At 44.5% G+C, this 24,944-nt stretch carries 23 protein-coding genes; 8 read left to right on the top strand and 15 right to left on the bottom strand.

Annotated features, from left to right (window positions below; translation table 11 throughout):
* Nucleotides 1-14: 14 nt before the first annotated feature.
* From B2866_RS00080 to B2866_RS00110, 7 genes are all read right to left on the bottom strand, one after another.
* Nucleotides 15-766, bottom strand: a protein-coding gene (locus tag B2866_RS00080) for an IS5 family transposase (RefSeq protein ID WP_296189252.1) whose coding sequence is annotated in 2 segments (ribosomal slippage) — nt 15-559 and nt 559-766 — 753 coding nt in all. Because the reading frame shifts where the segments join, the coding sequence is not laid out codon by codon here.
* Nucleotides 767-1,006: 240 nt separating this feature from the next.
* Nucleotides 1,007-2,011 carry a YhdH/YhfP family quinone oxidoreductase gene (locus tag B2866_RS00085; RefSeq protein WP_296189255.1) on the bottom strand — a complete coding sequence of 335 codons (1,005 nt, stop codon included), beginning with the start codon at nt 2,009-2,011 and terminating at the stop codon, nt 1,007-1,009.
* Between the two features lie 53 nt (nt 2,012-2,064).
* Nucleotides 2,065-3,045, bottom strand: a complete 981-nt coding sequence (locus tag B2866_RS00090) for a zinc-binding dehydrogenase (protein ID WP_296189258.1) — start codon at nt 3,043-3,045, stop codon at nt 2,065-2,067.
* A gap of 253 nt (nt 3,046-3,298) precedes the next feature.
* Entirely contained in the window at nt 3,299-4,276 is a 978-nt protein-coding gene (locus B2866_RS00095) for a zinc-binding dehydrogenase (RefSeq protein WP_296189261.1), read from the bottom strand.
* A 158-nt stretch (nt 4,277-4,434) separates the two neighbouring features.
* Nucleotides 4,435-5,061 (bottom strand): GDYXXLXY domain-containing protein, encoded by a 627-nt coding sequence (locus B2866_RS00100; RefSeq protein WP_296189263.1) that lies wholly within the window; start codon nt 5,059-5,061, stop codon nt 4,435-4,437.
* A complete protein-coding gene (locus tag B2866_RS00105; RefSeq protein ID WP_296189268.1) occupies nt 5,058-6,239 on the bottom strand; it encodes a DUF4401 domain-containing protein in 1,182 nt (393 codons plus the stop codon). The genes B2866_RS00100 and B2866_RS00105 overlap by 4 nt, the downstream gene beginning before the upstream one ends.
* Complete coding sequence (locus B2866_RS00110) at nt 6,229-7,386, bottom strand: DUF2157 domain-containing protein (RefSeq protein WP_296189270.1); 1,158 nt, start codon at nt 7,384-7,386, stop codon at nt 6,229-6,231. The genes B2866_RS00105 and B2866_RS00110 overlap by 11 nt, the downstream gene beginning before the upstream one ends.
* Before the next feature lie 492 nt (nt 7,387-7,878).
* Here B2866_RS00110 and B2866_RS00115 point away from each other — a divergent pair, with 492 nt between their 5' ends.
* The 5 genes from B2866_RS00115 (at nt 7,879) to oppF (ending at nt 13,825) form a co-directional block, all read left to right on the top strand.
* Nucleotides 7,879-9,552 (top strand): ABC transporter substrate-binding protein, encoded by a 1,674-nt coding sequence (locus tag B2866_RS00115; RefSeq protein ID WP_296189272.1) that lies wholly within the window; start codon nt 7,879-7,881, stop codon nt 9,550-9,552.
* Between the two features lie 164 nt (nt 9,553-9,716).
* Nucleotides 9,717-10,637 (top strand): oligopeptide ABC transporter permease OppB, encoded by a 921-nt coding sequence (gene oppB / locus B2866_RS00120; RefSeq protein ID WP_296189275.1) that lies wholly within the window; start codon nt 9,717-9,719, stop codon nt 10,635-10,637.
* Between the two features lie 84 nt (nt 10,638-10,721).
* Nucleotides 10,722-11,627, top strand: a complete 906-nt coding sequence (gene oppC, locus B2866_RS00125) for an oligopeptide ABC transporter permease OppC (RefSeq protein WP_201542446.1) — start codon at nt 10,722-10,724, stop codon at nt 11,625-11,627.
* A gap of 26 nt (nt 11,628-11,653) precedes the next feature.
* Complete coding sequence (oppD, locus tag B2866_RS00130) at nt 11,654-12,793, top strand: oligopeptide ABC transporter ATP-binding protein OppD (RefSeq protein ID WP_296189280.1); 1,140 nt, start codon at nt 11,654-11,656, stop codon at nt 12,791-12,793.
* 3 nt (nt 12,794-12,796) lie between these two features.
* On the top strand, nt 12,797-13,825 hold the full coding sequence (oppF, locus tag B2866_RS00135; RefSeq protein ID WP_296189283.1) for a murein tripeptide/oligopeptide ABC transporter ATP binding protein OppF: 1,029 nt from the start codon (nt 12,797-12,799) through the stop codon (nt 13,823-13,825).
* Here oppF and B2866_RS00140 read toward each other — a convergent pair.
* Together B2866_RS00140 and B2866_RS00145 are read right to left on the bottom strand one after the other, a co-directional pair.
* On the bottom strand, nt 13,822-14,076 hold the full coding sequence (locus B2866_RS00140; RefSeq protein ID WP_183619317.1) for a DUF2798 domain-containing protein: 255 nt from the start codon (nt 14,074-14,076) through the stop codon (nt 13,822-13,824). The genes oppF and B2866_RS00140 overlap by 4 nt on opposite strands.
* A gap of 369 nt (nt 14,077-14,445) precedes the next feature.
* Nucleotides 14,446-16,026 carry an MATE family efflux transporter gene (locus B2866_RS00145; RefSeq protein WP_296189286.1) on the bottom strand — a complete coding sequence of 527 codons (1,581 nt, stop codon included), beginning with the start codon at nt 16,024-16,026 and terminating at the stop codon, nt 14,446-14,448.
* A 329-nt stretch (nt 16,027-16,355) separates the two neighbouring features.
* Here B2866_RS00145 and B2866_RS00150 point away from each other — a divergent pair, with 329 nt between their 5' ends.
* Nucleotides 16,356-17,309 carry an alpha/beta hydrolase gene (locus tag B2866_RS00150; RefSeq protein WP_296189290.1) on the top strand — a complete coding sequence of 318 codons (954 nt, stop codon included), beginning with the start codon at nt 16,356-16,358 and terminating at the stop codon, nt 17,307-17,309.
* Nucleotides 17,310-17,407: 98 nt separating this feature from the next.
* Here the strand turns inward: B2866_RS00150 and B2866_RS00155 are convergent, their stop codons facing one another.
* From B2866_RS00155 to B2866_RS00175, 5 genes are all read right to left on the bottom strand, one after another.
* On the bottom strand, nt 17,408-18,451 hold the full coding sequence (locus B2866_RS00155; RefSeq protein ID WP_296189293.1) for an NAD(P)H-dependent flavin oxidoreductase: 1,044 nt from the start codon (nt 18,449-18,451) through the stop codon (nt 17,408-17,410).
* Between the two features lie 245 nt (nt 18,452-18,696).
* Nucleotides 18,697-19,074 carry a DsrE family protein gene (locus B2866_RS00160; protein ID WP_296189296.1) on the bottom strand — a complete coding sequence of 126 codons (378 nt, stop codon included), beginning with the start codon at nt 19,072-19,074 and terminating at the stop codon, nt 18,697-18,699.
* Nucleotides 19,075-19,253: 179 nt separating this feature from the next.
* A complete protein-coding gene (locus tag B2866_RS00165) occupies nt 19,254-19,796 on the bottom strand; it encodes an acyl-CoA thioesterase (protein ID WP_296189298.1) in 543 nt (180 codons plus the stop codon).
* A gap of 68 nt (nt 19,797-19,864) precedes the next feature.
* The gene (locus B2866_RS00170; protein ID WP_296189301.1) at nt 19,865-20,926 is read right to left on the bottom strand and encodes a YheT family hydrolase; all 1,062 of its coding nucleotides are present in this window, start codon (nt 20,924-20,926) and stop codon (nt 19,865-19,867) included.
* Between the two features lie 199 nt (nt 20,927-21,125).
* Nucleotides 21,126-21,722, bottom strand: coding sequence for a YigZ family protein (locus tag B2866_RS00175; RefSeq protein WP_296189303.1), 597 nt, complete (start codon nt 21,720-21,722; stop codon nt 21,126-21,128).
* A gap of 197 nt (nt 21,723-21,919) precedes the next feature.
* On the opposite strand from B2866_RS00175, the gene B2866_RS00180 reads away from it, so the two are divergent.
* Entirely contained in the window at nt 21,920-22,624 is a 705-nt protein-coding gene (locus B2866_RS00180; protein WP_296189305.1) for a pseudouridine synthase, read from the top strand.
* Nucleotides 22,625-22,931: 307 nt separating this feature from the next.
* On the top strand, nt 22,932-24,017 hold the full coding sequence (locus B2866_RS00185; RefSeq protein ID WP_296189307.1) for a disulfide isomerase DsbC N-terminal domain-containing protein: 1,086 nt from the start codon (nt 22,932-22,934) through the stop codon (nt 24,015-24,017).
* Between the two features lie 167 nt (nt 24,018-24,184).
* Here B2866_RS00185 and B2866_RS00190 read toward each other — a convergent pair whose 3' ends face one another.
* Complete coding sequence (locus B2866_RS00190; protein WP_296189309.1) at nt 24,185-24,838, bottom strand: DUF2939 domain-containing protein; 654 nt, start codon at nt 24,836-24,838, stop codon at nt 24,185-24,187.
* Nucleotides 24,839-24,944: the final 106 nt, after the last annotated feature.

A 24,944-nucleotide genomic window follows, 5' to 3' on the forward strand; every position in this document is an offset into this window, starting at 1 on the left:
ATTAGGGCGTGTCTTCAATTCATCTTACAATGAATGATAGTACACGCCAGATAAAGCATTGACTTAAAATTACGAGCCAACTTCTCATAGCGAGTGGCGATACTACGAAAGTGTTTAAGCCTTGCAAACATATTTTCAACAAGATGACGCAGTTTGTATAAGTAGCTATCAAATTCTGGATTAGGCTGTTTGGCATTCTTCCTTTTAGGAACGACAGGTATCATATTATGGCTTCGAGCTTTGTCTCTGATACACTCTGAATCATAGCCCTTATCAGCGATAAAGTAATCAGCTTGTCCAATCATGTCAATCAATTCACCTGCAATTTGACTGTCATGGACGTCACCCCCAGTGATTTTAAAATCGAGCGGATATCCATCGGCATCACAGGATAGGTGTATCTTTGTAGTTGCGCCGCCACGGCTTCGTCCAATTGCTCTATCTTCACCACGCCGAGCTCCACTTGCATGCTGGTGACAGCGAACATAGCTTCCGTCTGTGAATACCCATTCCGTATCAACTTCTTTTCGTAGGCTAAAAAAAAATCCTCCCATAAGCCAGTTTTCGACCATCGATTAAAGCGACTATAGGCTGTTTTCCACGAACACAATTCTTTAGGTATGTCACGCCAAGGCGCCCCTGTGCGCAGTTTCCACAGTATGGCTTCCATGATCTCTCGACTGTTTTGAGTTTGATAGCAGCCATGCTGTGTCATTGTTGATTGCAATTGATCCCAAAGCGTATCTGTTAGTGCTGTTCTTGCCATAACTTGTATTTCTCGCATCGTCTCAATAGATGCGGTATTGTAACTATTATTTATGGCTTATCCAATTGAAGACACGCCCTAATATTTTCAAAAAATTTACACCATAGTTATATGTGATAGTAAGTAAAATAATTTTTTGATATAGGATAAATACCAGTATAAACTTTTAAAGAAGAAAAAAAGCAGCACCCCAAAAGGAGTGCTACTATCATCTAAAAACCTTATTTCTAACCCAAAAACCTAACCCCGCACATTTACCACATAACGCCCAACCGTCTTGCTCGCCATAAAGCGATCTAAATACTCAGGTGTCTGCTCAAGTGTAATCTCCTCAGCATACTGTTCGAGATTAGGCAATTTCATATCAGTGGCGACGCGCTGCCAAATAGCCTTTTTATCAGCCAGTGGAATATAGACTGAATCGATACCGAGTAGGGACACTGCGCGAGTGATAAACGGCAATACCGTCATCGTAAACTCAGCACCGCCCGCTAAGCCACAACTGGTGACCGCGCCGCCCGCTTTGGTTTGTTTGAGTAAGTTTGCCAAATAGTCGCCGCCGATGGTATCAATAGCGTTTGCCCATAGCTCACGACCGACGGGTTTATCGCCGACCTCGTTAATGGTATCGCGATGACGGACTTCGCTTGCGCCAAGCTCTTTTAGATAGTCGCTTTGCTCAGGCTTACCGGAGAAGGCGATGACCTCATAGCCAAGCTGACTTAATATGGCGATGCTGATACTGCCGACGCCGCCCGTTGCACCCGTCACCGCAACTGGACCGTCTTTAGGTTTTGCGCCCATTTTTTCAAGCTTTTGTACGCTTAAGGCTGCGGTGAGACCGCCCGTACCATAGATCATCGCTTCTTTTAGTGTGAGCGATGACGGGCATTCGACCGCCCAATCGGCAGGGATAGAGATCATCTGACTGAGACCGCCATCGGTATCCATGCCCAAATCATAGCCAAAGACCACGACTTCTTGGCCTTCAGAAAACGTGCCAGACTTGTCGCTTACCACCACGCCTGCAGCATCAATGCCAGGAGTGTGCGGGTAGTTTTTGGTGATTCTTTTATTGCCCGATGCCGACATCGCATCTTTGAAGTTTAATGATGAGTAATACACTTCAATCAATAGGTCATTTTCAGGCAAGTCGTTGACACTGCACTGCTCAATGCTTTTTTCAAATTCACCGTTGCTAGTCTCGTGAACCACTAAGGCTTTAAAGGTTTTGTTATTCGACATGGTATTAATCCTTTTTTATTGCTTTTATAGTAAATGCTCTTTGCACAAGCAGCTTAAGGCTTAATCAATATCTTACCTTTTTTCTCTGACTGGACGTCTTCTGAAACCGCTTTTTGAATATCGTCTAAATCATAGATACCGCCAATAGGTAATTTTAGGATACCGCTTGAGGCACGCTCAATCAGCTCTTTAATTAAACGCTGCTTATCATCGGCGCTGATCTCTTGCATCAAATCGCTTGCCCAAAAACCTTTAACTTTAGTCAAATTAAAAATCAGATTGCTTGGGTTTAGCATTAGTGGTTCGCCAGACACTGATCCTAATGACGCCATTGCGCCATGCTTACCGAGTAGTGACAGCAGCTCACCGCCTGATTTGCCGCCGACCGCATCAACCGCGCCGCTTATTTTGGCGTCACCAACGATTTTTTGTACTTGCTCTTTCCAGTCGTCGTTATCGGTCACGATGTTATTTTCAGTGATACCAAGCTCGATAAGCTCTTGTTGTGACTCTTTACTGCGTACCAAATTAATCGTATTGATATGACGCTCAGGCGCCAGCATCGCCATCGATTCACCGACCGCACCATTGGCGGCGTTTTGGATAAGCCACTGACCGGGCTTAATATTTAAAAACTCAATCAGCAGCAGTGCACTCATCGGCATGGCAATTAACTGTGCGGCCATTTCATCATCGATGGCGTCTGGAATAGGGATAAGGCTTTTTGCCGGAGCGACAAAATATTCCGCCCAAGTGCCTGATATACCTGAAACAACAACGCGCTGACCTTTCTTAACCCCTTCAACATCTTTACCTAAAGCGTCGATCGTACCAACGGCCTCAGAGCCACCAGTGGCAGGTAATTGTGGTTTATTGCCGTATTCGCCTTTTATGGTCACGATGTCGTGATTGTGAATAGAGGACAGGATAGTTTTGATACGGACTTCATTATTTTTGGGTTCTGGGGTAGGGCTGTCGGTGATACTAAGTACTTCTGAAGGTTTGCCAAATTCGTTATAAGTTGCGTGGCGCATAATGATTTCCTTTATTATTTTAATTAAATGTTTTCAATTTTTAAGCGACGTCAGTAGATAAATGCTTATCAACCTTAACAAGCGGGTCTTGCTAGCCGCAACCTGACTTTGGTAAATGAACGTTGTTGCTGTTTATCAGTATATTGCCAAGCAGGGTAGAGCCGGTCGCCATAAAAAATGGCAGCGCTCTTAATAAAGAACGCTGCCATTGTCAATAAAACGAAGGTTAGCTAAGTTACAAGTTAACGATAGTTTAAGGCTTTAGCAATACCTTGCCTTTTTTGCCTGACTGTAATTTGCCATCGACCGCTTTCACGATATCGGCCAAATCAAATACCGCTTCCACGGGCAGTTTTAATTGTCCATCTACCGCTCTATCGATCAGCTCATTCACTAGGCGCTGCTTATTCTCCACACTCATCTCTTGACTGAGCTTACTGCCCCAAAATCCTTTCATCACGGCTTGCTTGAAAATCATATGGGTAGGATTGATGACCATAGGTTTGCCCGACATCGCCCCAAAGGCGGCGAAGATGCCACCATGACCGAGTAACGATAACAAATCGCCGCTATTTTCACCGCCGACAGAATCGACCGCCGCACTGATTTTATCATTATTGATGATCGCTTTGACTTGCTCTTTCCAGTCGTCATCTGAAGTGTTGATATTGTTTTTGATACCGAGAGTATCTAGCTCTTTTATGGCATCGTCACTTCTTACCAGATTAATGGTTTTGACGCCGCGCGCCGCCGCTAGCATGGCAAGCGACTTACCGACTGCACCGTTTGCCGCATTATGGATAACCCATTGACCGCTTTCTACTTCTAAGAACTCTAATAGCATCAACGCACTGAGCGGCATGGCAATTAACTGCGCAGCCATTTCATCTTCTAGACTATCAGGGACAGCAAATACCATATCGGCTGATGCGACAAAGTACTCTGCCCAAGTTGCTTGTACACTGGCAGCCGCTACGCGTTGACCGACTTTTAAGTCTTTAACCTCACTACCAACGGCATCGATAATGCCTAAGGCTTCGCTACCACCGATAGCTGGCATTTCAGGTTTAAAGCCGTACTGACCGCGAATGGTAAGCAGGTCGTGGTTATGGATGGAGGCGAGAATGGTTTTGACGCGTACCTCATTGGCTTTTGGCTCGGGGATAGGGCGGTCGCCTAGGCTCAATACTTCAGTTGGTTTGCCAAAATGATCATAGGTTGCACTACGCATAATAAATCCTTTTTTTAATTGTTACGTTTTTTCAAATGCTTTTAACGAGCGAATAAATTTGTAGCCATCAACAGTAGCAAACCCAGCTTGCTTATCGCAATATTACTTTGGTAAAGCAAAGTAGTCAGCGTTAAGTGAGCAGCATTTAGTTGGCTTCATTAATCATTAGCAGTTTGTTCTGTGATTATTTGTTCTGCATGTGCCTGCTTTGGACTAATAACCTTAAAATCGTCATCTACTAAATTGGTCAGTAGCGGCTCCCCTTTATCATTAATCCGAAATAGCCCATATTCTGCCGCTTCAAATGCTTCGCCATTACCTTCTTGGAAGAAAAAAGCATTGGTCGCTAATTGCATCGTACCGTTACGGATACGGTAGTGAATCGCCATCTCATTAGAGGCTAGATTTTTAGGCTGTTTAGCCGCTAAGCGCATAAACTGTGCGACTTTATTGTTATCTAAGGCAACAATGACATAGCCTTCTTCATTAGTAGGATAGCTACCGGGGTCTCTATTTAAGGCGGCAAATACGTCACGCTCTAGCGCATAGCTGAGCGTCATATAGTCGCCTTGCATAAAGCCGCGTGGATCAACGGGCGCAAGTGCTAATAAAATCGTATCGCCAGTCGTAAGATGGTTTTCGTATTTAATAATATTCCTCGTCATCACCACCAATACCAGCGCCAGTCCAAGGAGGGCAATAATAATCGTGACTGCCGGTTTTTGTAGCCAATGGGTCTTTGATGTGTCCTTCAGCAAGCGCTTGGTCAAAATTTTATTATTCATGACAGCCGCTCCTGATTGACGTTAGCGCATGGTTTTATCTTCGCAAAATAGCTTTTGATAAGCAGCCAGCGCAGCAGCAATAGCGTGATTCCAATAACAAACAGGGAAACGGATTTAACCAATAAAGACGTATCGAGCTGATAGTAGTACCAAAAGATATAACCGACCAAGGCAATAACGCCCAGTACTAACAGCACGCGTTGGCTATTGGCAGTAGCGATGATAATAATCAAACTGGTGGCCAATAAGCCTGAGACATAAATGGAGACCACGCCAAGGATGATAATCGCGGCGCTAATGAGCAGTCCTGCTGTTGATCGCAATTTGACCTGATAGCGCTTTAAAATGAGATAAGCGGCATAAAGGCTGGCAAGCGTTAATAGCCCTTGAGCAAGGTAGTAGTTATAGCTAAATGACTCACCGTAATTATCAAGGTTATTAAAGCTATTGCCATATTCCGTAGCGATAAAATAGACGGAAATGCTGAGCAAGACATAGGCGCTCGCATAGCCAATAGCACTCATAATTTCTAACGCATTCATTCGCCATTTAGTTGGAATAAAAGCAGCTAGCCTATAGCGTTGTAAATGAGTCACGCTAGTGATTAATGCCAATAATCCTAAGCTTATTTCAGATAAGTGATAATAATTTAATAAGTAAAACAGGCAGCTTAAGGCTAAGGTTGCGCTCAATAAACGATAGATAAAATTGGCTATCGCAACAGTCATCAACAGTTGCACAAGGAGCAATAGCACTATATTGAGTGGCTCTGCAATCTCACTCGCCAGTAAAGCATAGGCGATATATCCTTGACCTGCTAGCGTAATCGCAAAGGCTAAACTATCCCAAAAAGCACTGTGGCGACTACGCGCATTATGAAATAAGAATCCGCCGATAACGCTTAATACGCCGCCAATAATAAATACCGCTAGCGTACTATCAAGCAAACCGCTGCTATCTAATAACAAGGTTAAAAACCCTATAAAAAACAGACTGGCTAAAATACCGCTCATACCAAAAAGTAAGCTGATAAACCACGGGCTGCGCGCTTCAGATGCTGCATTATTCAAAAGCTTATAATTGACGTTTTGCGCCTCGATGAGTCCCTGCTGTTGTAATAGCAAAAGGTCATGATTTTGTTCGTTATGGTTGATATTATTATTCATCTCATTGCTCATCGCTGTTCCCCTTGATTACAGTATGAGGAGCAGTGTCATCGTTCTTGATACGGGCAACTTTGCGCAGCCACATAACTGCCGACGAGCTCATGCCAATAAGTAGCAAGGCTAATATCAAAAACCCACCTGCGTCAAAACCATCCAACAGCCATTTACCGACCCAAAACATCACTACAGTAATGATAGAAAACGACAAATAAGTCAGCATCAGTAAATCAAGACGGCGCTGATAAAAGTGCCAAAACATAAAGCCGCACCAACCTAACCACACTAGGATAGCGATAAGCGTTGCCCAGATATTGCCATTATCAAAGACCGTGACAATCGCCAGATACGTCATACAAAACGTACTTAATAAACCGACGACATAAGTGCTCCAGTGCAAGCTGGATTTGGTTTGAACGCTGTTTGTTTTAGAGTTATTTAGAGGATGTTTAAGGTCATTATCGGTTATATCAACAGTGGACTTTCCAGGATTAATACGATTGAAGAACTTGCTAGCAGAGAAAGGTTTTTTATTGTCGCAGCTAATAAGCCAACTATAAAAGGCAATAAAATTAAATAGCGCAAGGATGGCTACTTGGGAGATATTTTGCAGGCTATAGTTAATAAATTGTAGATTTGCGACATCTAAATAGAGTACCAAGCAGGCATTGATTAAGCCTAACCACAGCAGCCATAACGCAGGGAAACGGGCGATAACTACCCAAGGCGTAATCAATAGCGCCCAGCCAAAAAACAGCTGCCAGGTATCAGCGCCCGTTTGATACACTTGCCCAAATAGCGCCAATAAGCTGCCAGTAATAATACTAGCGATAAGCAATAATAACTGCCGAATCAGTTGAAACCGTTGTATAAGCTGCCTAAAAGACAGTGCTATATAAAGCGCGATGGTAATCACCAGCGCCCCTTCAACCAAGGCAAATTTGCCTATTTTGCCCATATTTTGCCAGTTATAAGCGATAAAAAACACCAAGGATAATACCAGTGCCACTGCACCAATCATTAGTAGGGCTTTATCAAAAAAGTCTAGCCACGTGCGTTTACTCGGATAGACTTCTAAGTGTATTGCTGCTGCCTCGGCATTTTTAAGAGGGAGAGTACCTTGCTGCAGTAACTGCTCGATAGTACGCCGTGCGTGGCTCATAGTCGCCTCTGATTAAAAACAGTTTGTCGCTTATCTTAGCTGTTTTTCACAAGGTAGCGTTATCTTTATTAAGAGTGCAATTAAGTGGGCTGAATAAAGAAGTCCATCAGTTTTAGTAGATGTAAATAGAATCAGGATACAATTAGTAACATCAAAATAGCTATTTGATGCGTGGTAAGTTTTCTACGATAAAAAACATCAAATCTAGGCAAAAAATTGCAAATTTGCAGGTTTTTTAATCTTTTTTACTTATTTTTATCATTAGTGCTAGAGTGGTTTCCTGTTCATCACTATGGATATAAGTTCAAATACTGTTGACATTGATAACTTTTTTTATTATTACTGTTAACAATAGTTTTCTATACTGTATGAGTTGTATGTTCAGTCTTTACTGATTGAGAACATCAAAGATATAGCCAATAGATACTAAATTTAAATAGACTTAATAAAAGACGAGGCCGACGGCCTGTCTTCTTCCCGCTAGGATGCCATATGACCCTCAACCCTACTTCCCTTCGTACTACCGTATTTTTACCTACTTCTCTTGCTCTCGCTATGTTTATGACAGGCTGTAGTGATAATACGGCAACTAATAATAATGCCAGCTCGTCAGCCAATATTGATCCAAGTGTATTAGCGGACACTCAAGAGATGGTCATTAATAATGGCACAGAGCCTGAGTCGCTTGATCCTCATAAAGTATCTGGAGTTCCTGAATCTAATATCGGTCGCCAATTGTTTGAAGGTTTGACCAACACAGATGCCGATGGCAAAACGATACCAGGAATGGCCACCGAATGGGAAAGTACCGATAATAAAGTTTGGACCTTTAAATTACGTGATGCCAAATGGTCAAATGGTGATCCGGTTACGGCACAAGATTTCGTCTATAGCATGCGCCGTTTGGTCGATCCCAATACCGCGTCACCTTATTCAAGCTATTTAGTCGATGCCAAAGTGGTCGGGGCTGACAAAATCGTCGAAGGCGCGGCGGGTATTGAGACGCTTGGTGTCAAGGCGATTGACGATAAAACCTTGCAAGTGACGTTATCAGAGCCTGTTCCTTATTTTCCAGACATGCTGATTCATAACTCGGTCAAGCCTGTCCATCAAAAAACGATCGAAGCTTTCGGTGATAAATGGACAGACCCTACCAATATTGTGGTCAATGGCCCTTATAAAGTCAGTAAATGGCAGATTAATGATGAGCTGGTTTTGACGCGTAATCCTTCTTATTATGACGATGCCAATACAAAGCTCGATACCATTACGATGCTACCCATTCCTTCTAGCACTACCGATGTAGCGCGCTATCAGGCCGGTGAAGTGGATGTCACCTACAATGAGATTCCAACCGAGCAATTTGCTTCCTTGAAGAAACAAAACGGCGATGAGCTTAGAATCTCACCTTACCTTTGTACTTATTATTATGAGTTTAATACCGTCAAACCTCCTTTTGATAATCCAAAAGTACGCCGCGCTTTAGCTTTAGCTTTAGATCGCGATACCATCGCGGACAAAGTGATCGGTCAAGGCCAAACGGCAGCTTATCAGCTCACCCCTAAGTCGACCAATGGTAAGGTGGTAAATACCCCAGAGTGGTCAACTTGGGACAAAGAGAAGCGTATTAAAGAGGCTAAAAAACTGCTGAACGAAGCGGGCTATAACGAAAATAATCCGCTTGCCTTTGAGCTCCTTTACAACACTAATGACAACCATAAAAAGGTCGCGGTAGCAGCCACCTCACTATGGAAGCAAGCGCTAGGGTTCGTCGATGTGACTTTGACCAACAAAGAGTGGAAAACTTACCTTGATACCCGCCGTAATGGTAATTATCAAATCGCTCGGGCTGGTTGGTGTGCGGATTATAACGAGCCTTCAGCCTTTTTGAATATCGCTAAATCTGACAATAGTGGTAACTATGGTAAGTATGCCAATGCCAATTTTGACAGTCTGATGGCGCAAACATTAAAAACGGGCGTGTCACCGGAGCAGCGTGCAAGCTTGTATCAAAAAGCGGAAGCGCAGCTCGATCAGGATATGGGGCTACTCAACATCTATCATTATGTTAGCCCTCGCTTAGTTAAGCCTTATGTTATTGGCTTCTCAGATAAAGATCCTTTAGATAATTGGCAAGGTAAAGATATCTCTATTGCTAAGCACTGATAGGCACTGATAAGTACATAGCTAAAACCCTAGTGGGCGCTATAAAGAAGACGGATTCTGACTTATAGCGCTTACTTATTTGAGTTGAAAACGTAGCAAGGCTGCGTTGAAAACAAGCACTTGAAAATAGGCATCCTTATAATAGGAACCTTAAAAGAGGCCTTATGCTAAAGCTCATCTTTCGGCGTATTTTGGAAGCCATTCCAACTATGTTTGTTCTAATAACCGTGTCTTTTTTTATGATGCGATTAGCGCCAGGAAGTCCTTTTACTTCTGAGCGCAGTTTATCTCCCGCCGTATTGGCCAATATCGAAGCTAAGTACAATCTTAATGATCCCATGTGGTTACAGTATGCCCATTATTTAAAACAATTGGCGATGGGTGATTTTGGGCCATCGTTTAAGTATAAAGACTATACCGTCAACGAGTTGTTATCACAGTCGTTCCCCGTTTCGATGGAGCTTGGTTTGTATGCTTTTATATTAGCATTGGTACTAGGCTTGATCCTTGGTATTGTCGCAGCGCTTAAGCAAAACTCGTGGCTGGATTACATATTGATGGCTTTTGCGATGACCGGGGTTGTGATACCAAGCTTTGTCAAAGCGCCATTATTGGTCCTTATTTTTGCGATTCTTTTGCAGTGGCTGCCTGCTGGCGGCTGGAATGATGGCGCTCTACGCAACCTCATATTACCAGTCACCGCTCTAGCATTAGCATACGTTGCTAGTATCGCCCGAATTATGCGCGGGTCGATGATCGAGGTTATGAATAGCCAGTATATCCGCACGGCCAAGTCTAAAGGTTTACCCATGCGCCAAATCGTTATGAAACATGCGCTTAGGCCGGCATTGTTACCAGTGATATCGTATTTAGGTCCCGCTTTTGTGGGTATTATTACCGGCTCTATTGTTATTGAAACTATCTTTGGTTTACCTGGTATCGGACAGCTATTTGTGAATGGCGCACTTAATCGTGATTATGGTGTGGTGCTGAGTTTGACCATTTTGGTCGGTGTATTAACCATTGCCTTTAATGCGATTGTCGATATTTTATACGCGATAATTGATCCAAAAATTCAGTATTAATGGCTGGTCAACAGACAGTGTTGAGCTTACTTATTACTTAAAAATGACTATCAGATTATCCATGAGATTACTAAAGGGACGACTATGAGCCTTCTCGTAGACCAGCCAACTGAGGCTATGACTCTGCCTATTAAAGAGATTAAAGGCCGTAGCCTATGGCAAGATGCTTGGCGCCGTTTTTATCAAAACAAAGCGGCTGTGACGAGCTTTTTTATCTTATTACTTGTCGGTATTTTTGTCATATTTATGCCAATGATTGCGCCTTTTGGCTACGCAGAGACCGACTGGAACTTTATGCAAGCTGCGCCTTCGATTGAAAATAAGCACTATTTCGGTACGGACTCGCTTGGTCGAGACTTACTCGTGCGCACCGCAGTCGGTGGCCGTATCTCTTTATTAGTTGGTATCGCTGGCGCCACGGTGGCAGTATTGGTTGGTACGGTGTATGGCGCAACGTCAGGCTATCTTGGCGGTAAAGTTGATATGATCATGATGCGTTTTTTGGAGATTCTAAGCGCCTTTCCATTTATGTTCTTCGTGATTTTGCTCGTGACTATATTTGGCCGTAACCTTATTTTAATCTTTGTCGCTATTGGACTGGTGTCTTGGCTTGATGTGGCTCGTATCGTCCGTGGCCAGACACTGAGCCTAAAGAGCAAAGAGTTCATTGAAGCAGCGCATGTAGGCGGGGTATCAGGGTTTAATATTATCCTGCGTCATATCGTTCCTAATGTGCTTGGGGTGGTGGTGGTTTATGCTTCTTTACTTGTGCCGACGATGATTTTGTTTGAGTCGTTCTTGAGCTTTTTGGGGCTTGGGGTACAAGAGCCGATGACCAGTTGGGGGGCATTACTGCAAGAAGGTTCTCAAACGTTGCAAGTCGCCCCTTGGCAGATTTTGATTCCTTCCGCTTTTTTGGTTATTACTTTATTCTGCTTCAACTTTATCGGCGATGGTCTACGTGATGCGTTTGACCCAAAAGACCGCTAGTCAAATATCGCTAAGAGAGCAAGACTATGACAACTCAACACATAAATGGTTCACCTAAGCAAACAGACTCTACTGTCCGTAAAGTAGGCTTTGATTCAGCGCTTAATAATCAGGGTCAGCAAGAGAATAGCCTATTATCGGTACAAGATTTATCGGTACAATTTACTACTGAAGATGGCCTAGTGACCGCCGTTAATGGTTTAAATTTTAACCTGCATGAGTGTGAAACTTTGGGCATTGTCGGTGAGTCAGGTTCTGGTAAGTCGCAGACAGCGTTCGCTATTATGGGACTGCTAGCAAAAAACGGTCGTACCACCGGTTCTGTAAAGTTTGAAGGTAATGAGCTGCTAGGTTTATCCCAAAAGGCATTGAATAAAATACGTGCTGAGCAAATCGCTATGATCTTCCAAGATCCGATGACCTCACTCAACCCCTATATGAAAATAGGGGATCAGCTCGCCGAAGTCTTGACACTACACAAAGGGCTGAGTAAAAGGGATGCCTGGGCAGAATCAGTTCGAATGCTAGATGCGGTCAAAATCCCTGAGGCCAAAAATCGTATTGGTATGTATCCGCATGAGTTTTCAGGCGGTATGCGTCAGCGAGTTATGATTGCGATGGCGCTGCTTTGTCGCCCAAAGCTACTCATCGCTGATGAGCCTACGACTGCGCTTGATGTGACTGTTCAAGCACAAATTATGGTGCTATTAAATGAGCTAAAGCGCGACTTTGGTACCACCATTATCATGATTACGCATGATTTGGGAGTAGTGGCTGGCATCTGCGATCGGATGTTGGTCATGTATGCTGGTCGTACTATGGCGTATGGCGAAACAGAAGAGATTTTCTACGCGCCTTCTCACCCCTATACGATCGGATTGTTAAAAGCCATTCCGCGTCTTGATGATGATAGAGGTAAGCTTGCGACCATTCCTGGCAGCCCGCCAAACTTACTCCATCTGCCAACCGGCTGTCCTTTTCATGAGCGCTGTTCACACGCCATGGATATCTGCCGTACAGTAGCGCCGCCACTTGAATTTTTACCCAACGAGCGTCAACGGGCTTGCCATTGGTATCCTGAAGCACAAGTGACTGATTCAGAAGTAGCGGCAAAGGGTATGACAACAGATACGGACGTTAATAACTTATTCAAGCTGGAGGGCTAACGCATGACAGTAGCAAACACAGGTATGTCTCAAAACCAAACCCAGGTCCCGCTATTGCAAGTGCAAGATGTCCATACTACGTTTAATATTAAGCAAAAAGGCACCTACTTTTGGCAAAAGCCTGATACGCTAAAGGCAGTAAACGGTGTATCGTTTGAGCTATTCCCTGGGGAGACTTTAGGGGTAGTAGGAGAGTCTGGCTGTGGCAAATCAACGTTGGCTAGAACGATTATCGGTTTGGTGCGCGCCAACTCTGGCAGTATTAAATTCGGTGACGAAGAGATAGTTGGTGCTTCCAAAAAAACCATGAGACTAAAGCGCAAAGACATTCAAATGATTTTTCAAGATCCGCTAGCCTCGCTCAATCCACGCATGACCGTAGGCGATATCATCGCCGAGCCGCTACGGACTTACTATCCAGAAATGAAAAAGTCTGACGTTCAGGATGCAGTACGCACCATTATGAAAAAGGTTGGGCTACTGCCGAATCAGATTAACCGCTATCCACATGAGTTTTCTGGTGGTCAGTGTCAACGAATTGGTATCGCTCGTGCGCTCATATTAAAACCTAAAATCATCATTTGTGATGAGCCAGTCTCTGCCCTCGATGTCTCCATTCAAGCACAGGTTATTAACTTATTACAAGACCTACAGCAAGAGATGGGTCTATCGCTTATCTTTATCGCTCATGATTTATCCGTTATTAAACACATCGCTCATCGGGTACTGGTCATGTATCTGGGACACGCGGTCGAATTGGGAATAGGTGAAGCTGTTTATAGCAATCCGACGCACCCTTATACCCAAGCATTGATGTCTGCTGTGCCATTACCTGACCCTATCGCTGAGCGTAATAAAACCATTCAGTTATTAGAAGGTGACCTACCAAGTCCGATAAACCCACCATCGGGCTGCGTATTCCGAACCCGCTGCCCAATAGCAGGAAGCGAATGCGCTCAAATAGAACCTGTATTAGAAGGCGTTTTAGACCATAGAGTCGCTTGCTTAAAAAATAAGGTTGAGATTATTTAATAAAACTCAATCCTACTCAGCAGGTGCTCTTGGATTAAATAGGCACAAATATACGCGCTCGGCCAAGCGACCATAAAGGCATATTTCCACGAGTTAAACAACGTGATAAAAAAGCCTTCGACAAATCCTACATTAATCAGTAGCAGGGCTGTCGAGATAATCGTCGACATCATCAGCGCCATTAAAAAGGTGAAAATCAGCCGATAGTATTTGCGCCGCGTGCGTATTCTGACGGTCGGGAATTTTGCCATAATATTCTATTGTCCTGCTTGATGAGAGCCACGTTTCATTACTGCTGTAAACGTGATGTTTTGCGATGAGAGAGGTTGATACAAAGCATTGCTCATGCTTAGCGGCGACTATGATAACGCGTGATGACGGCTAGGTAAAATGGTTATTATCAATCATCAAGTTCGCCTTATTATATTGTTATCATTCAGTTTTAATAATTTGTCGCCATTCATGCTGATGAAGTAAACAGACAGCCCCATCCTCGTATTTGATACCACTGCAATTCATGCAGCAGCAGCGGTGGACTTTTTATTAAGTCATTAAACTTAAAACAATTGAGCTTTAATCAATTCAACTTACTATCTGTAAACCCTTCTATCTGTAAACCCTTATAAACCGCGCGAGGAACGTTTATGTTTTCTTCTCATACGGTGTTTTTGCAGGCGTTTTTGTAGTCGACGACGTAGCCTTGTAATACGGCGTAAAGGCGAGAGCTTCCACACTGTGGTCGGTAAAATATCGCGAAACGAGGCACTAGTGCCGGTATGGGCGCGAAACTCCTCCGACCTTTGCGCCGCTTCTTCGGCGGGCATATTTTTACCTTTGCGCCAGCCGCCGTAGAGATATAATCCTGCACCCATCACAGCAGTCGCTACCATGCCAGCTGGAAACGACAGCCAAAGCGCATCGGTTCCAAGGAATGGATAAAGCCCGAATGCAAAGCCAAGGCGCACAGGGTACATGGAAATCACCATGACGATTAGCGGCCAAACCACATAACCGTTGGCACGCATGGTGCCAAAGAAAACTTGCGCGATGCCAAAAAAGATAAAGCCCCAAGTTGCCATCAACTGAATATGGCGCCCAATCGGCACTGCGGCGCTGTCACTACCAAGGAAAAGCCCCAAAATAGTTTCATCAAAAACACTCAGCACCCCGATCATAGCGCCCGTCAATATCACGTTAAAGATAAGCCCCCAGCGGGTGATGCCCGCCACACGGTTCCATTGATTGGCACCGATATTTTGTGCGACCATCGCACTGGCTGCAGCACTGAGCGCCATTGCTGGCATCTGTACATAGGTCCAAAGCTGCTGGGTTGCGCTATAAGCGGCCGTTGTTTGTACGCCCTCGCGGTTAATGAGCGATAGCATCGTTAATGCTGCTGATGAGATAACAATCATCTGTAGCCCCATCGGCAAACCCTTTGAAAACATCGACTTTAGGATATCTCGGTCTGCGCGTAAAAAACGCAGCTCGGGCAGCTTAAGTGTCAGCACAGAACCGTGCAGGTACATGGTGATAATCATACCAATCAGCGCTAGAGCATTGGCGACAGCGGTTGCAAAGGCCGAGCCAAAGATACCCCATTCAGGAAAGGGGCCGATACCCAAAATCAGCACCGGCGTCAAAATCAGGTCGATAATTACCGAAATAATGATAAACCAAAGCGGCGTGGTAGAGTCGCCCGTTCCGCGTAGTGCCATCATAATCAGCGTAAAGGTCAAGGTGACCGGCATCGCTACAAAAATCATCCGTAGATAAGTCAGAGCAAGCTCTACCGCACTTGCTGGCGTACCGAGCAGATTGAGCAGTAGGGGAGCAAATAGCCAGCCGATTGCCGATACCAATATACTGATTGGAATAATACTACCCAGCGCCGTGCCCATGGTTCTTTTCACCATGGTGTCGTTACGGCGTCCCATGGCTTGACCAATCAATATAGTCGCCGCCATACCAAAACCGAAAACGAAGGAGATTAGGATAAACATCAAGATGTTACCGTTTGCCGTCGCCGCCAGCGCTTCTTCCCCTAAAAACCGCCCTACCCAGACGGCATTAATCGAGCCATTCAGCGATTGCAAGGCTGATGAGCCAAGGGTTGGCAGAGCGAAAAGCAGCATGGTTTTGGCAATCGACCCTTGGGTGAGGTCACGGCTTTTAGCAGTGGAGGTAGTTGTTTTACTCAATGTTTATCCTTTTTCGCCATCCAAGTTGGCTGTATTTTATGACATAAAAACCCTTATTATAGATGACCTTGCCTATAGCATCTTGGTTAGACTGGTAACGTTTTTTTATATAATGTATTGATAGGTGATAGTATTAAAATTAATCGATGATAAATAAAGTACAGGTAAGACACATTAGCGAAAAATTTAGCCATTTTTAGCCCATTTAGATTGCTATCGGTTTAATTAAGGACATGCCCTAATATTCGTATGCTAAGATTGCGATTTTAGGCGTCTTTAACTTCTAATCTTTTCTACCTATACTCACCAACTATAACAAGGATGTTTCGATGCTCTTAAAACGCCTGTGCCTTGCTGCGCTTTTTAGTCTTTCTATGATCGGTTGTACCACCGCACCCAATCAATTAGCGGTCAATACCACGCAAAAGATTATTCAATATGAGCGTAACAAGTCTGATTTAGAAATCAAATCGCTGACATTGGGCTCTGGTGATAAGATGGTCTATGCCGAAAACAGCAATGTCGCTGGCGAGCCGTTATTGCTCATTCATGGCTTTGGCGGTAATAAAGACAACTTTACCCGTATCGCGCGTCAGTTAGAAGGCTATCATCTCATCATTCCTGATTTGCTTGGTTTTGGTGAGTCGAGCAAACCGATGAGCGCTGATTATCGCTCGGAGGCGCAAGCGACGCGCTTACATGAGTTGCTGCAAGCAAAAGGGTTGGCGTCAAACATTCATGTCGGCGGCAACTCGATGGGCGGCGCTATCAGTGTAGCTTATGCAGCAAAGTATCCTAAAGAGGTCAAAAGTTTATGGCTCGTCGATAGCGCAGGTTTTTGGTCAGCTGGCATTCCTAAATCATTAGAAGGCGCGACATTAGAGAACAATCCGCTGTTGATTAAGAGCAATGAAGACTTCTACAAAATGTATGATTTTGTCATGTATAAGCCGCCATATTTGCCAAAATCGGTCAAAGCGGTGTTCGCGCAAGAGCGTATCAAAAATAAAGAGCTGGACGCCAAAATCCTCAAGCAAATCGTCACCGATAATGTCGAAGAGCGCGCCAAAATCATTGCCCAATATAACATTCCGACGCTCGTCGTTTGGGGTGATAAAGATCAGATTATTAAACCTGAAACGGTCAATCTCATAAAAAAAATCATTCCGCAAGCGCAGGTGATTATGATGCCAGAGATTGGTCATGTACCAATGATCGAGGCGGTGGAACAAACGGCAGACGATTACAAAGCGTTTAGAAGTATATTAGAGGCGCAGCGTTAGGGATTGGTTGAAAGTATTTGTTTGAAAATAAAAAAGAAACATTAGATGCTCTGATGTTTCTTCCTTTTGGCTACAAGATGTTAACGACGTCGATCAAACTATAAATCTTTTACTAGTCGCTCGAGCAATTCAAGCGTACTTTCTTGTCTGACCAACGCGACCCCTTGTCCTGCCCATAAAGACTGATGTTCGGCATCGAGGTTATTTTTTGCATGAGCACGCAAGTTTTTGGTCATGGCATTTAATTGTGGGTAAGACGGTAACTCATGCGCGCTCTCAAATTGACCAAAATCGCGCAAATAATCATTTAACAATCCGCGTGCTTGCTTACCTGAAAACAGCCGCGTCAAACGTGTCTCACTACTGCGCTTACCCAGACTGGCATCAAGTAGCGCTTGTTTATACGTATCATTAATAGCGCATGTATCGGTGGTCAAAAACGCCGTGCCTATTTGCGCCAGCTCAGCGCCGGCTGTTTGCACCGCTTTAATCGCTTGCCCCGTCATAATACCGCCCGCTGCAATCAAAGGAATATCGGTGTAAGCACGCGTTTGACTAATCAGTGTCAATAAACCCAATGGATCGTTTGCGCTTTGTGGCAACCAACCACCGCGATGACCGCCCGCTTCCGAGCCTTGAAGACATACTGCATCGACACCAATCTCCGCCCATGCTTTTGCTTCCAACGGATGATTGGCAGTACCGATGACGCGTGTGCCCAAATCCTTTAAACCCTGCACCTGCTCGGCGCTGATAATACCAAAGGTGAAGCTAGCGACAGGAACGGGATTGTCGTACAGCACTTGTAGCTGTTCTGCAAAGCTTAGCGCGGGACATTCAGGTAACGCCATGTCTATGTTGTTTTTTTCATAATACGCGTCTAACCAAGCAGGAATTTTGCTATCCAAAGTAGTAGAATCGTGCTCGGATAACACCATTAGATTGATCATAAAGGGACGGTCGGTGAGCGATTTAAGGGTATTAATATGCTCATTTAAAACTGTTGGCGCCGTCGTCCCGCCTCCTAATGATCCCAGTCCACCAAAGTTACTTATCGTCGCTGCTAGCTCAGGCGTGGTTGCCCCTGCCATCGGTGCTTGCACGATAGGGTAGGTTAAATCAAAGGTATTAAGTAAGGTCATGACGGGCGTCCTTGTTATTTTATTAGGAGATTTGCATGACTTACTTTAGCAAAGCTGAACGGCGAGCGTGTTAGATAATGTGTATTTCGTTATTCGATAAAAGCAGTAGATTTTCACTCTAAAAGCGATGTTTTTCTAAGGTTAGTACCCAATAATTAAATAAAAAATAGGTTAGCTCCCAAACCATCAAAATGACGACTAGGAAACCAACCTATTTACTTAAACTTATTGCTTAGCTTAAACGCTTAATTCAACTGCAACGACCCTTTCGCATTCATCAGCAGCTCAACCACATCATCACCACTGATGACCGTAAAGCGCTTATCAATGACTGATTCTTCGACACCATTATGTTTCATACAGGCGCCGCAGACCAATACCTGGCCGCCTTTTTCAATAAAGGCTTCGAGCAATTCGCCCGCTGGCTCAAACGGCGCGCCAATATTGACGTCATCCAAGGCATTTGGTAATGCCAAATGCACCGCATCTACCATCAAAATCACGGAAGCAGAGTGCCCTTTCTTCAGGGCAATTCCTGCCATGGTAAAGGCTAAAGTGATTTTGCTTGGGTTTGAGTCACTATTATCAAATAGCGTGCCGACATATTCCGTATTATTAACCATATTTTTTCCTTAGTAGACTGTTTTTTATTTAAACATTATTAAGTTGAGTAAAAAACTCACTACCATCCTAACATTTAATATACTTATTTATATAATGTATTGTTAGTAAATAGTAGTTATAAGGTTACGTAGTTGTGCAGCGCTGCTTATGACTTATGAATATCATTGAGTGATTAGCTCTAAGCTTGCGGTGGCCACGGACGGTCGGCATCACTGATAATCCATTCTGCCACATAGCCGCTCGGCGGTAGCTCCCAATCTGCTTGATTTAGCGCCGCTAAGACACGCGAGGTTTCGATCACTTTGCCGCCTTCGGTGACGCCGGTGCGCAGTAGGGCAGAGGAGCAAGGCTTGCCTTTGACCCACATCGACTGCTCGATATAAATCCAGCGCTCATCGAAGCCGACGATACGAGTTTTCATGGTGACTTTATCGAAGGCGCGAATGCGTTTGCGATATTGGATGGTACTGCCAGCGACCACCAGACCCCAACGCTGCTTGAGCAGTTGGCTACCAAGTCCGCTCCGTACCGCAAAATCGGTACGTCCCATATCATAAAGCGTCAGCACGCGACCATTATTCATCTCCAAGAAATTATCAATATCGGTCAGACGACAGCGAAAGCTAATCTCGCTGGTATCTTTAAACGTTAAGGTGTTGCCCTTTTTTACTTGGAGCGCGGCGTGGGCGATGGTACTGGCATAACGAATAAATGGATACATGGCGCAATCTCAAAGAGGTGGAGGTTAAGTAAAAAGGCTATGGTTTGGTAGAGTAGCAAATGTCATCATTAATCGCTAGACGCGACGCCAATAGACTCAAAATAAGCGCTGACGGTTTCGGGTAACCAGTTGATATCAAACCTGGATTTTTTATAAAGATGCGTCGATTTGTCTTTATCAACGTTATAACGAATAAAGCCCACGTGCCCGCCATGCTCGGTGTCTAAGATAGTGACGCTGTCAGAGACATCGTTTGGCGTGGCGGTAAACCCAAGGAAAGGATCGTCTTTGGCGCTGATTAATAATAAAGGTTTGGTTACTTTTATCAAATAAGGCAGCGCCGATGAGGCGTGATAATAATGGTTGTTAGAGCGGTAGCCATGACGCGGAGCGGTAAAGATATCATCAAAGTCACTGATACGATTGACCGCTTTGATGGAGTCAATCTCATCTTTGGTAATGTCATTCGCCAAGGCTTTTTTGATAATGGGATTGAGCAGATACGGGGTATAAATACGATGACTCAAAAAGCTGTGCATACTAAGCGCCGCCGACGACATATCGACAGGTGCTGAAATCACCGCTGCGCCATCACAGAGCGCTTTGTCGCCATATTCGCCCATATATTTCGCCAGTGCATTACCGCCTAAGGACACGCCTACTGCATAGATATGGGCAAAGTTTTTGCGCAAATTCTCAAGCATATGGTGCAGCTCGCCCGTGTCACCGGCGTTATAAAAGACGCGACCGCTCGCAGGAATACCCCCGCAGCTACGAAAGTGCGCGACGACAAAGTGCCATCCTTGCGCATGCATCTGATAGGCCAACGCGCGCGCATAATGACTGTCGCTACTGCCTTCCATACCGTGAAACAATACGATTAATGGCGTTTGCTCAAGTTCGCCATTTTCTGCTGAGTTTATAGACTGGGGGTCTATAGGATGAGCATCATAAAAGTCATAAGCAATATCACTTTCATCCAAAGAGTCTTTTTCGACCACGCGGCGATAAGTCGGCGTTTTTGGAGCAAAAAATTTGGGTAAAATGCTTTGTAAGTGTGGATTGCTTAACCAAAATGGGGGTTTAAAAGGGGCAGGGGCAAAGGTTTTATGTGGTTTCGATGTTGGCATAAAGGTTTCTTATTTAGTGGTTATATGAATGATCGTTAAAATCGTCTTTAACAATCAATGCCTTATCATACCGACGGCGGTTGCCAAAACCAATGCTTTTCAGTGAACGCTCAGTGAACGAATGGTCACTCAAAGCAATTCATCTAGAACTACCACTCAGAAGAACTAAGAAAAATGGCTCTGCATACATACTTATCAATTATGGAGACTCTAAGACACGCCCATCCATCGCCAGCCGCTCTTTCAAGTGATCGATATCTGCTTCAGCAAGCGTCACGGTCAAGGTGACTTGTTTACTATAAGTCACATCATCAATATGACCGCCTAAATCTTCGACCACGTAGCGACACTGCGCTTCGGTGGCAAATTCAGCGATTATTTGCACTTGCGCCATCGGTACGTAGGGTAGTAGTATCATTTCATCAACAGCCGCCTGCGCAGAACCTGCATAAGCGCGAGTTAGACCGCCCGCACCCAGTTTGATACCGCCAAAATAACGGACGACAATGATAATCACGTTGCCGATAGATTTATGCTGTAAGACATTTAATATCGGTCGTCCTGCGGTACCACTGGGCTCGCCATCGTCGTCAAAACCTGCGCTGGTGGTGTTATCGGGGTCACCGATGATATAGGCCCAGCAGTGATGACGCGCATCGGCATATTGCGCGCGTAACTGTTCCACGTGAAACATCGCTTGTTCACGCGAGGTAACAGGATAGGCATGGGCAATAAACTCAGACTTTTTAATGTCTAAGCGTGCGCTGACCGCATGTTTTAGCGTTTGATAGCTCATATTTCATCAGGTCTAGGTTGGATATGGTAAACTTACTTAACTTTCACTGTCGCCTGTATTGGGCCCAGTGTTCATTTAATTTTTTATTATAGTACCACTTCTCATTATTTAAGATAGCGGACAAGCGCAATAGCCGTGCTTGTATGGTTGGCTTCTGATACGAAGTTGGTAATATAAAACGAATGGTAGTCAAGCGTATGCGTCTAGATAAATTTATAAGTAAAGCCACTGAGCTGTCGCGCAAAGAGTCAAAGCGGATCTTGCACGCCGGTGAAGTGACGGTAAATGATGCGGTGGTCAAAGATCCAGGGCTGCATGTCGATATCGTTAATGATGAAGTACTGTGGGCGGGCGAGCCATTGTCGGTTGCGACTGGCAATCGCTATATCTTGCTCCATAAACCTGAAGGCTTTGAGTGCACTTTAAAAGCCAAAGAATATCCTATCGTCACCGAGCTAATCGCTGTACCTGAGCTTGGCAGCTTGCGTATTGCAGGACGCCTCGATGTCGATACCACAGGCGCCCTGCTTATCAGTGACGATGGCAGCTGGTTACACCGCGTGACCAGCCCTAAACATGAGCATGCCAAAATATACGAGCTCACATTAGCAAGCCCAATGGACAGCGACGCGCAGGCCAATGCAGTCAAAGAAGTGGCTGAAGGTATCCTCTTAGAAGGCGACCATGAAGAAACCAAGCCTGCTACCCTTGAGTTTATCGATGAAACCCATGCACGCTTGACCTTGGAGCAGGGTAAATACCATCAAGTAAAACGTATGATGGGCTATTTTGGCAATCGAGTCACCGAGCTGCATCGCGCCAGTATTGGCCATATCACCTTAGACGGTTTGGATAAAGGCGACAGTCGTTTCTTAACGCCGGAGGAAGTGGCGAAATTCTAAAATTAGGCGTTGCTAACTTCTAAAATCAGCCACTCATCTCCTTTGCAAAAAAGCAGCCACCAAAAAGTGCGCTGCTTTTTTAATGTTTATTATTTACCTCTATGATCTCTGGCTGCTGTCTGTGTTGCCTATCTCTTAAAGCTCAGTAGCAGTTTTGCAAAATTGAGGCTTTTAAACTTTGCAAAAAATGTCTTTGTGCTAAAGTCTGCCTATCTTTTTTAATCTATTTTTTTACATAATATAGTTAGCTTTATTAATACTGAAAGTGTCTAACGTATTGCTATTAAAAACCAATAGGACTGTCTTCGTGAAACTCCCTATATTAAAATCTGTCAGCTTAATCAGTGCCATATTATTGACTACCACCGCTTGTGCGCAGCAAAGCACTTCTGACGTTATCAAAAACAACAGCAGCCAAACACCGCAAACTGGTGCCAATATACAAAGTACCCAAGCTGCTACTAGCAGCGTGAGCAAAGCTGTCGATAGACAATTACGTCAACTACTGAGCCAAGCTGATATCAAAACGCCAATCACTTCTATTGTGCCCTCACAGTTGCCCAATATGTATCGGGTGAATTTGGTAGGCCAGCCGCCGCTGCATATTACCAAAGAGGGCAAATATGTCATCCAAGGTGAGCTACAAAAAAATCCAAGTAAGCGCATCGTTACAAAAACACCAGCGCGTAGCAGCAGCTTGCAAGTGGGCAAGCCGGTCAGCGCCAGCCTAAAATCTGACCTACTGGCAAATATGGGCGCACTAAAAAATATGAGTGCCAAAATCCCATTCTTTTATACCGCCGTACCTGGCGTGATTTGGGGCGCGACGCTAGAGGGTGTGCCATTTCTATTATCAGACGATGGGCAATATATCACCGATGGTGAGATATCAGTGATTGAAAACGGTCAGTTTATCGGGCTTGATGGCAACTTTGAGCGCCTTAAAAACCAAGCGGTATTTGCAACTTTAGACGAAAGCCAATTGATTACTTATCCTGCGACCAGTCCTGAAAGAGCCATTATTTATGTCGCCAATGATGTCAATTGTCCGTACTGCCGCCGCTTGCATCAACAGTTACCCATGCTCAATGCCAGAGGCGTGACGGTAAAAACCATCGGTTATCCGATATATGAAAAGTCGCCTGAGCAAATGCGTGCTATTTGGTGTCAGGGCAGTGAGGATAGCCGCCGCATTGCTTTTGATAAAGCAATGCTACAAGGTAAAATGACGCCTGCACCAGCCAGTTGTAAAGCCGATTATGTAACGCCTAACCGTGAAAAATCAGCAGGGCTTGCGGTCATGGCAACGCCAGCAATTTACCGCGAAGATGGTGTCCTTTATCAAGCAAGCTTTGAGAGCCCAGAGTTTTTAGAGTTCTTAGGTGTAGAGTAAATGATTAAGAAGTCTGTTTATTAAGAGCTCTGATTATTAAAAAGTCTATAACATAGAAAGTAACTATTAAAAAACTGCCCTATGAGCTATGTCCATAGGGCAGTTTTTAGTGGTGCTTAAGGATGGATTCTATCCGTCTATCTCAGTGACAGCTATTGCAGTAATAGCTATTTCGGAAAAATGATATCGACGATTTTCCAATTGATCAAACCTTCGCGCTGCATCTCAATAGTCAGCAGATAACCTTTCACCTGACCGCTAATGGTAAAGCAGTTAATACCACAGTAGGCCAGTTTTGGCTTATCACTATCGGTGCCTTGCGCCGCTTGTTGCTCAAGCTCCGCTGCTTGCTTTTGCATGATTTGCTGCATTTGATTTTTGACCACGGCATTGACGTCGCCGCGCTGAATGATTAGATTTTGAATCAGGTTTTTTAAATCGACTTGATTACTAGCAATCGCCCATGCCGCCGCAAGCTCTTTGGTCGCGGCGTTGGCTTGACCTTGGGTATTAATCAATTTTTCGATATTTTGCGCGGTAATGGCGCCATCGACCGCTTGGATAATAAAGCCATTGGCCGCTTCGGTTAATGGCGCGCCGCCAAGTTCGGCGACCAATGGATATTTGGTCATGGTCACGGCAAACTGGCTGGTCAGCTGATTTTGGATACTGGGGCGCACTTGCTCATAATCAATTGCCGCTGCGATAGTCGCGCCATCTTTGGCGTCATAGGCATTTTTAAGCTGATAAGCGCTGTAATAAGGCGAGCCGCCATAGATAACCACGGCAATGACAATCAACAAAACAATCAGCTTTTTCATAAAAATACGACCTTATCGCAGACCTAATGGTTAAAAAGTGGCTAAAAATCTAAAAACAGTGTTTATATGTGCATTGATAGCGCGCTAAATATTAGCATGCCTACAC

Source organism: Psychrobacter sp. UBA3483 (assembly GCF_002377905.1).
In the GTDB taxonomy this organism is placed as follows: Bacteria; Pseudomonadota; Gammaproteobacteria; order Pseudomonadales; family Moraxellaceae; genus Psychrobacter.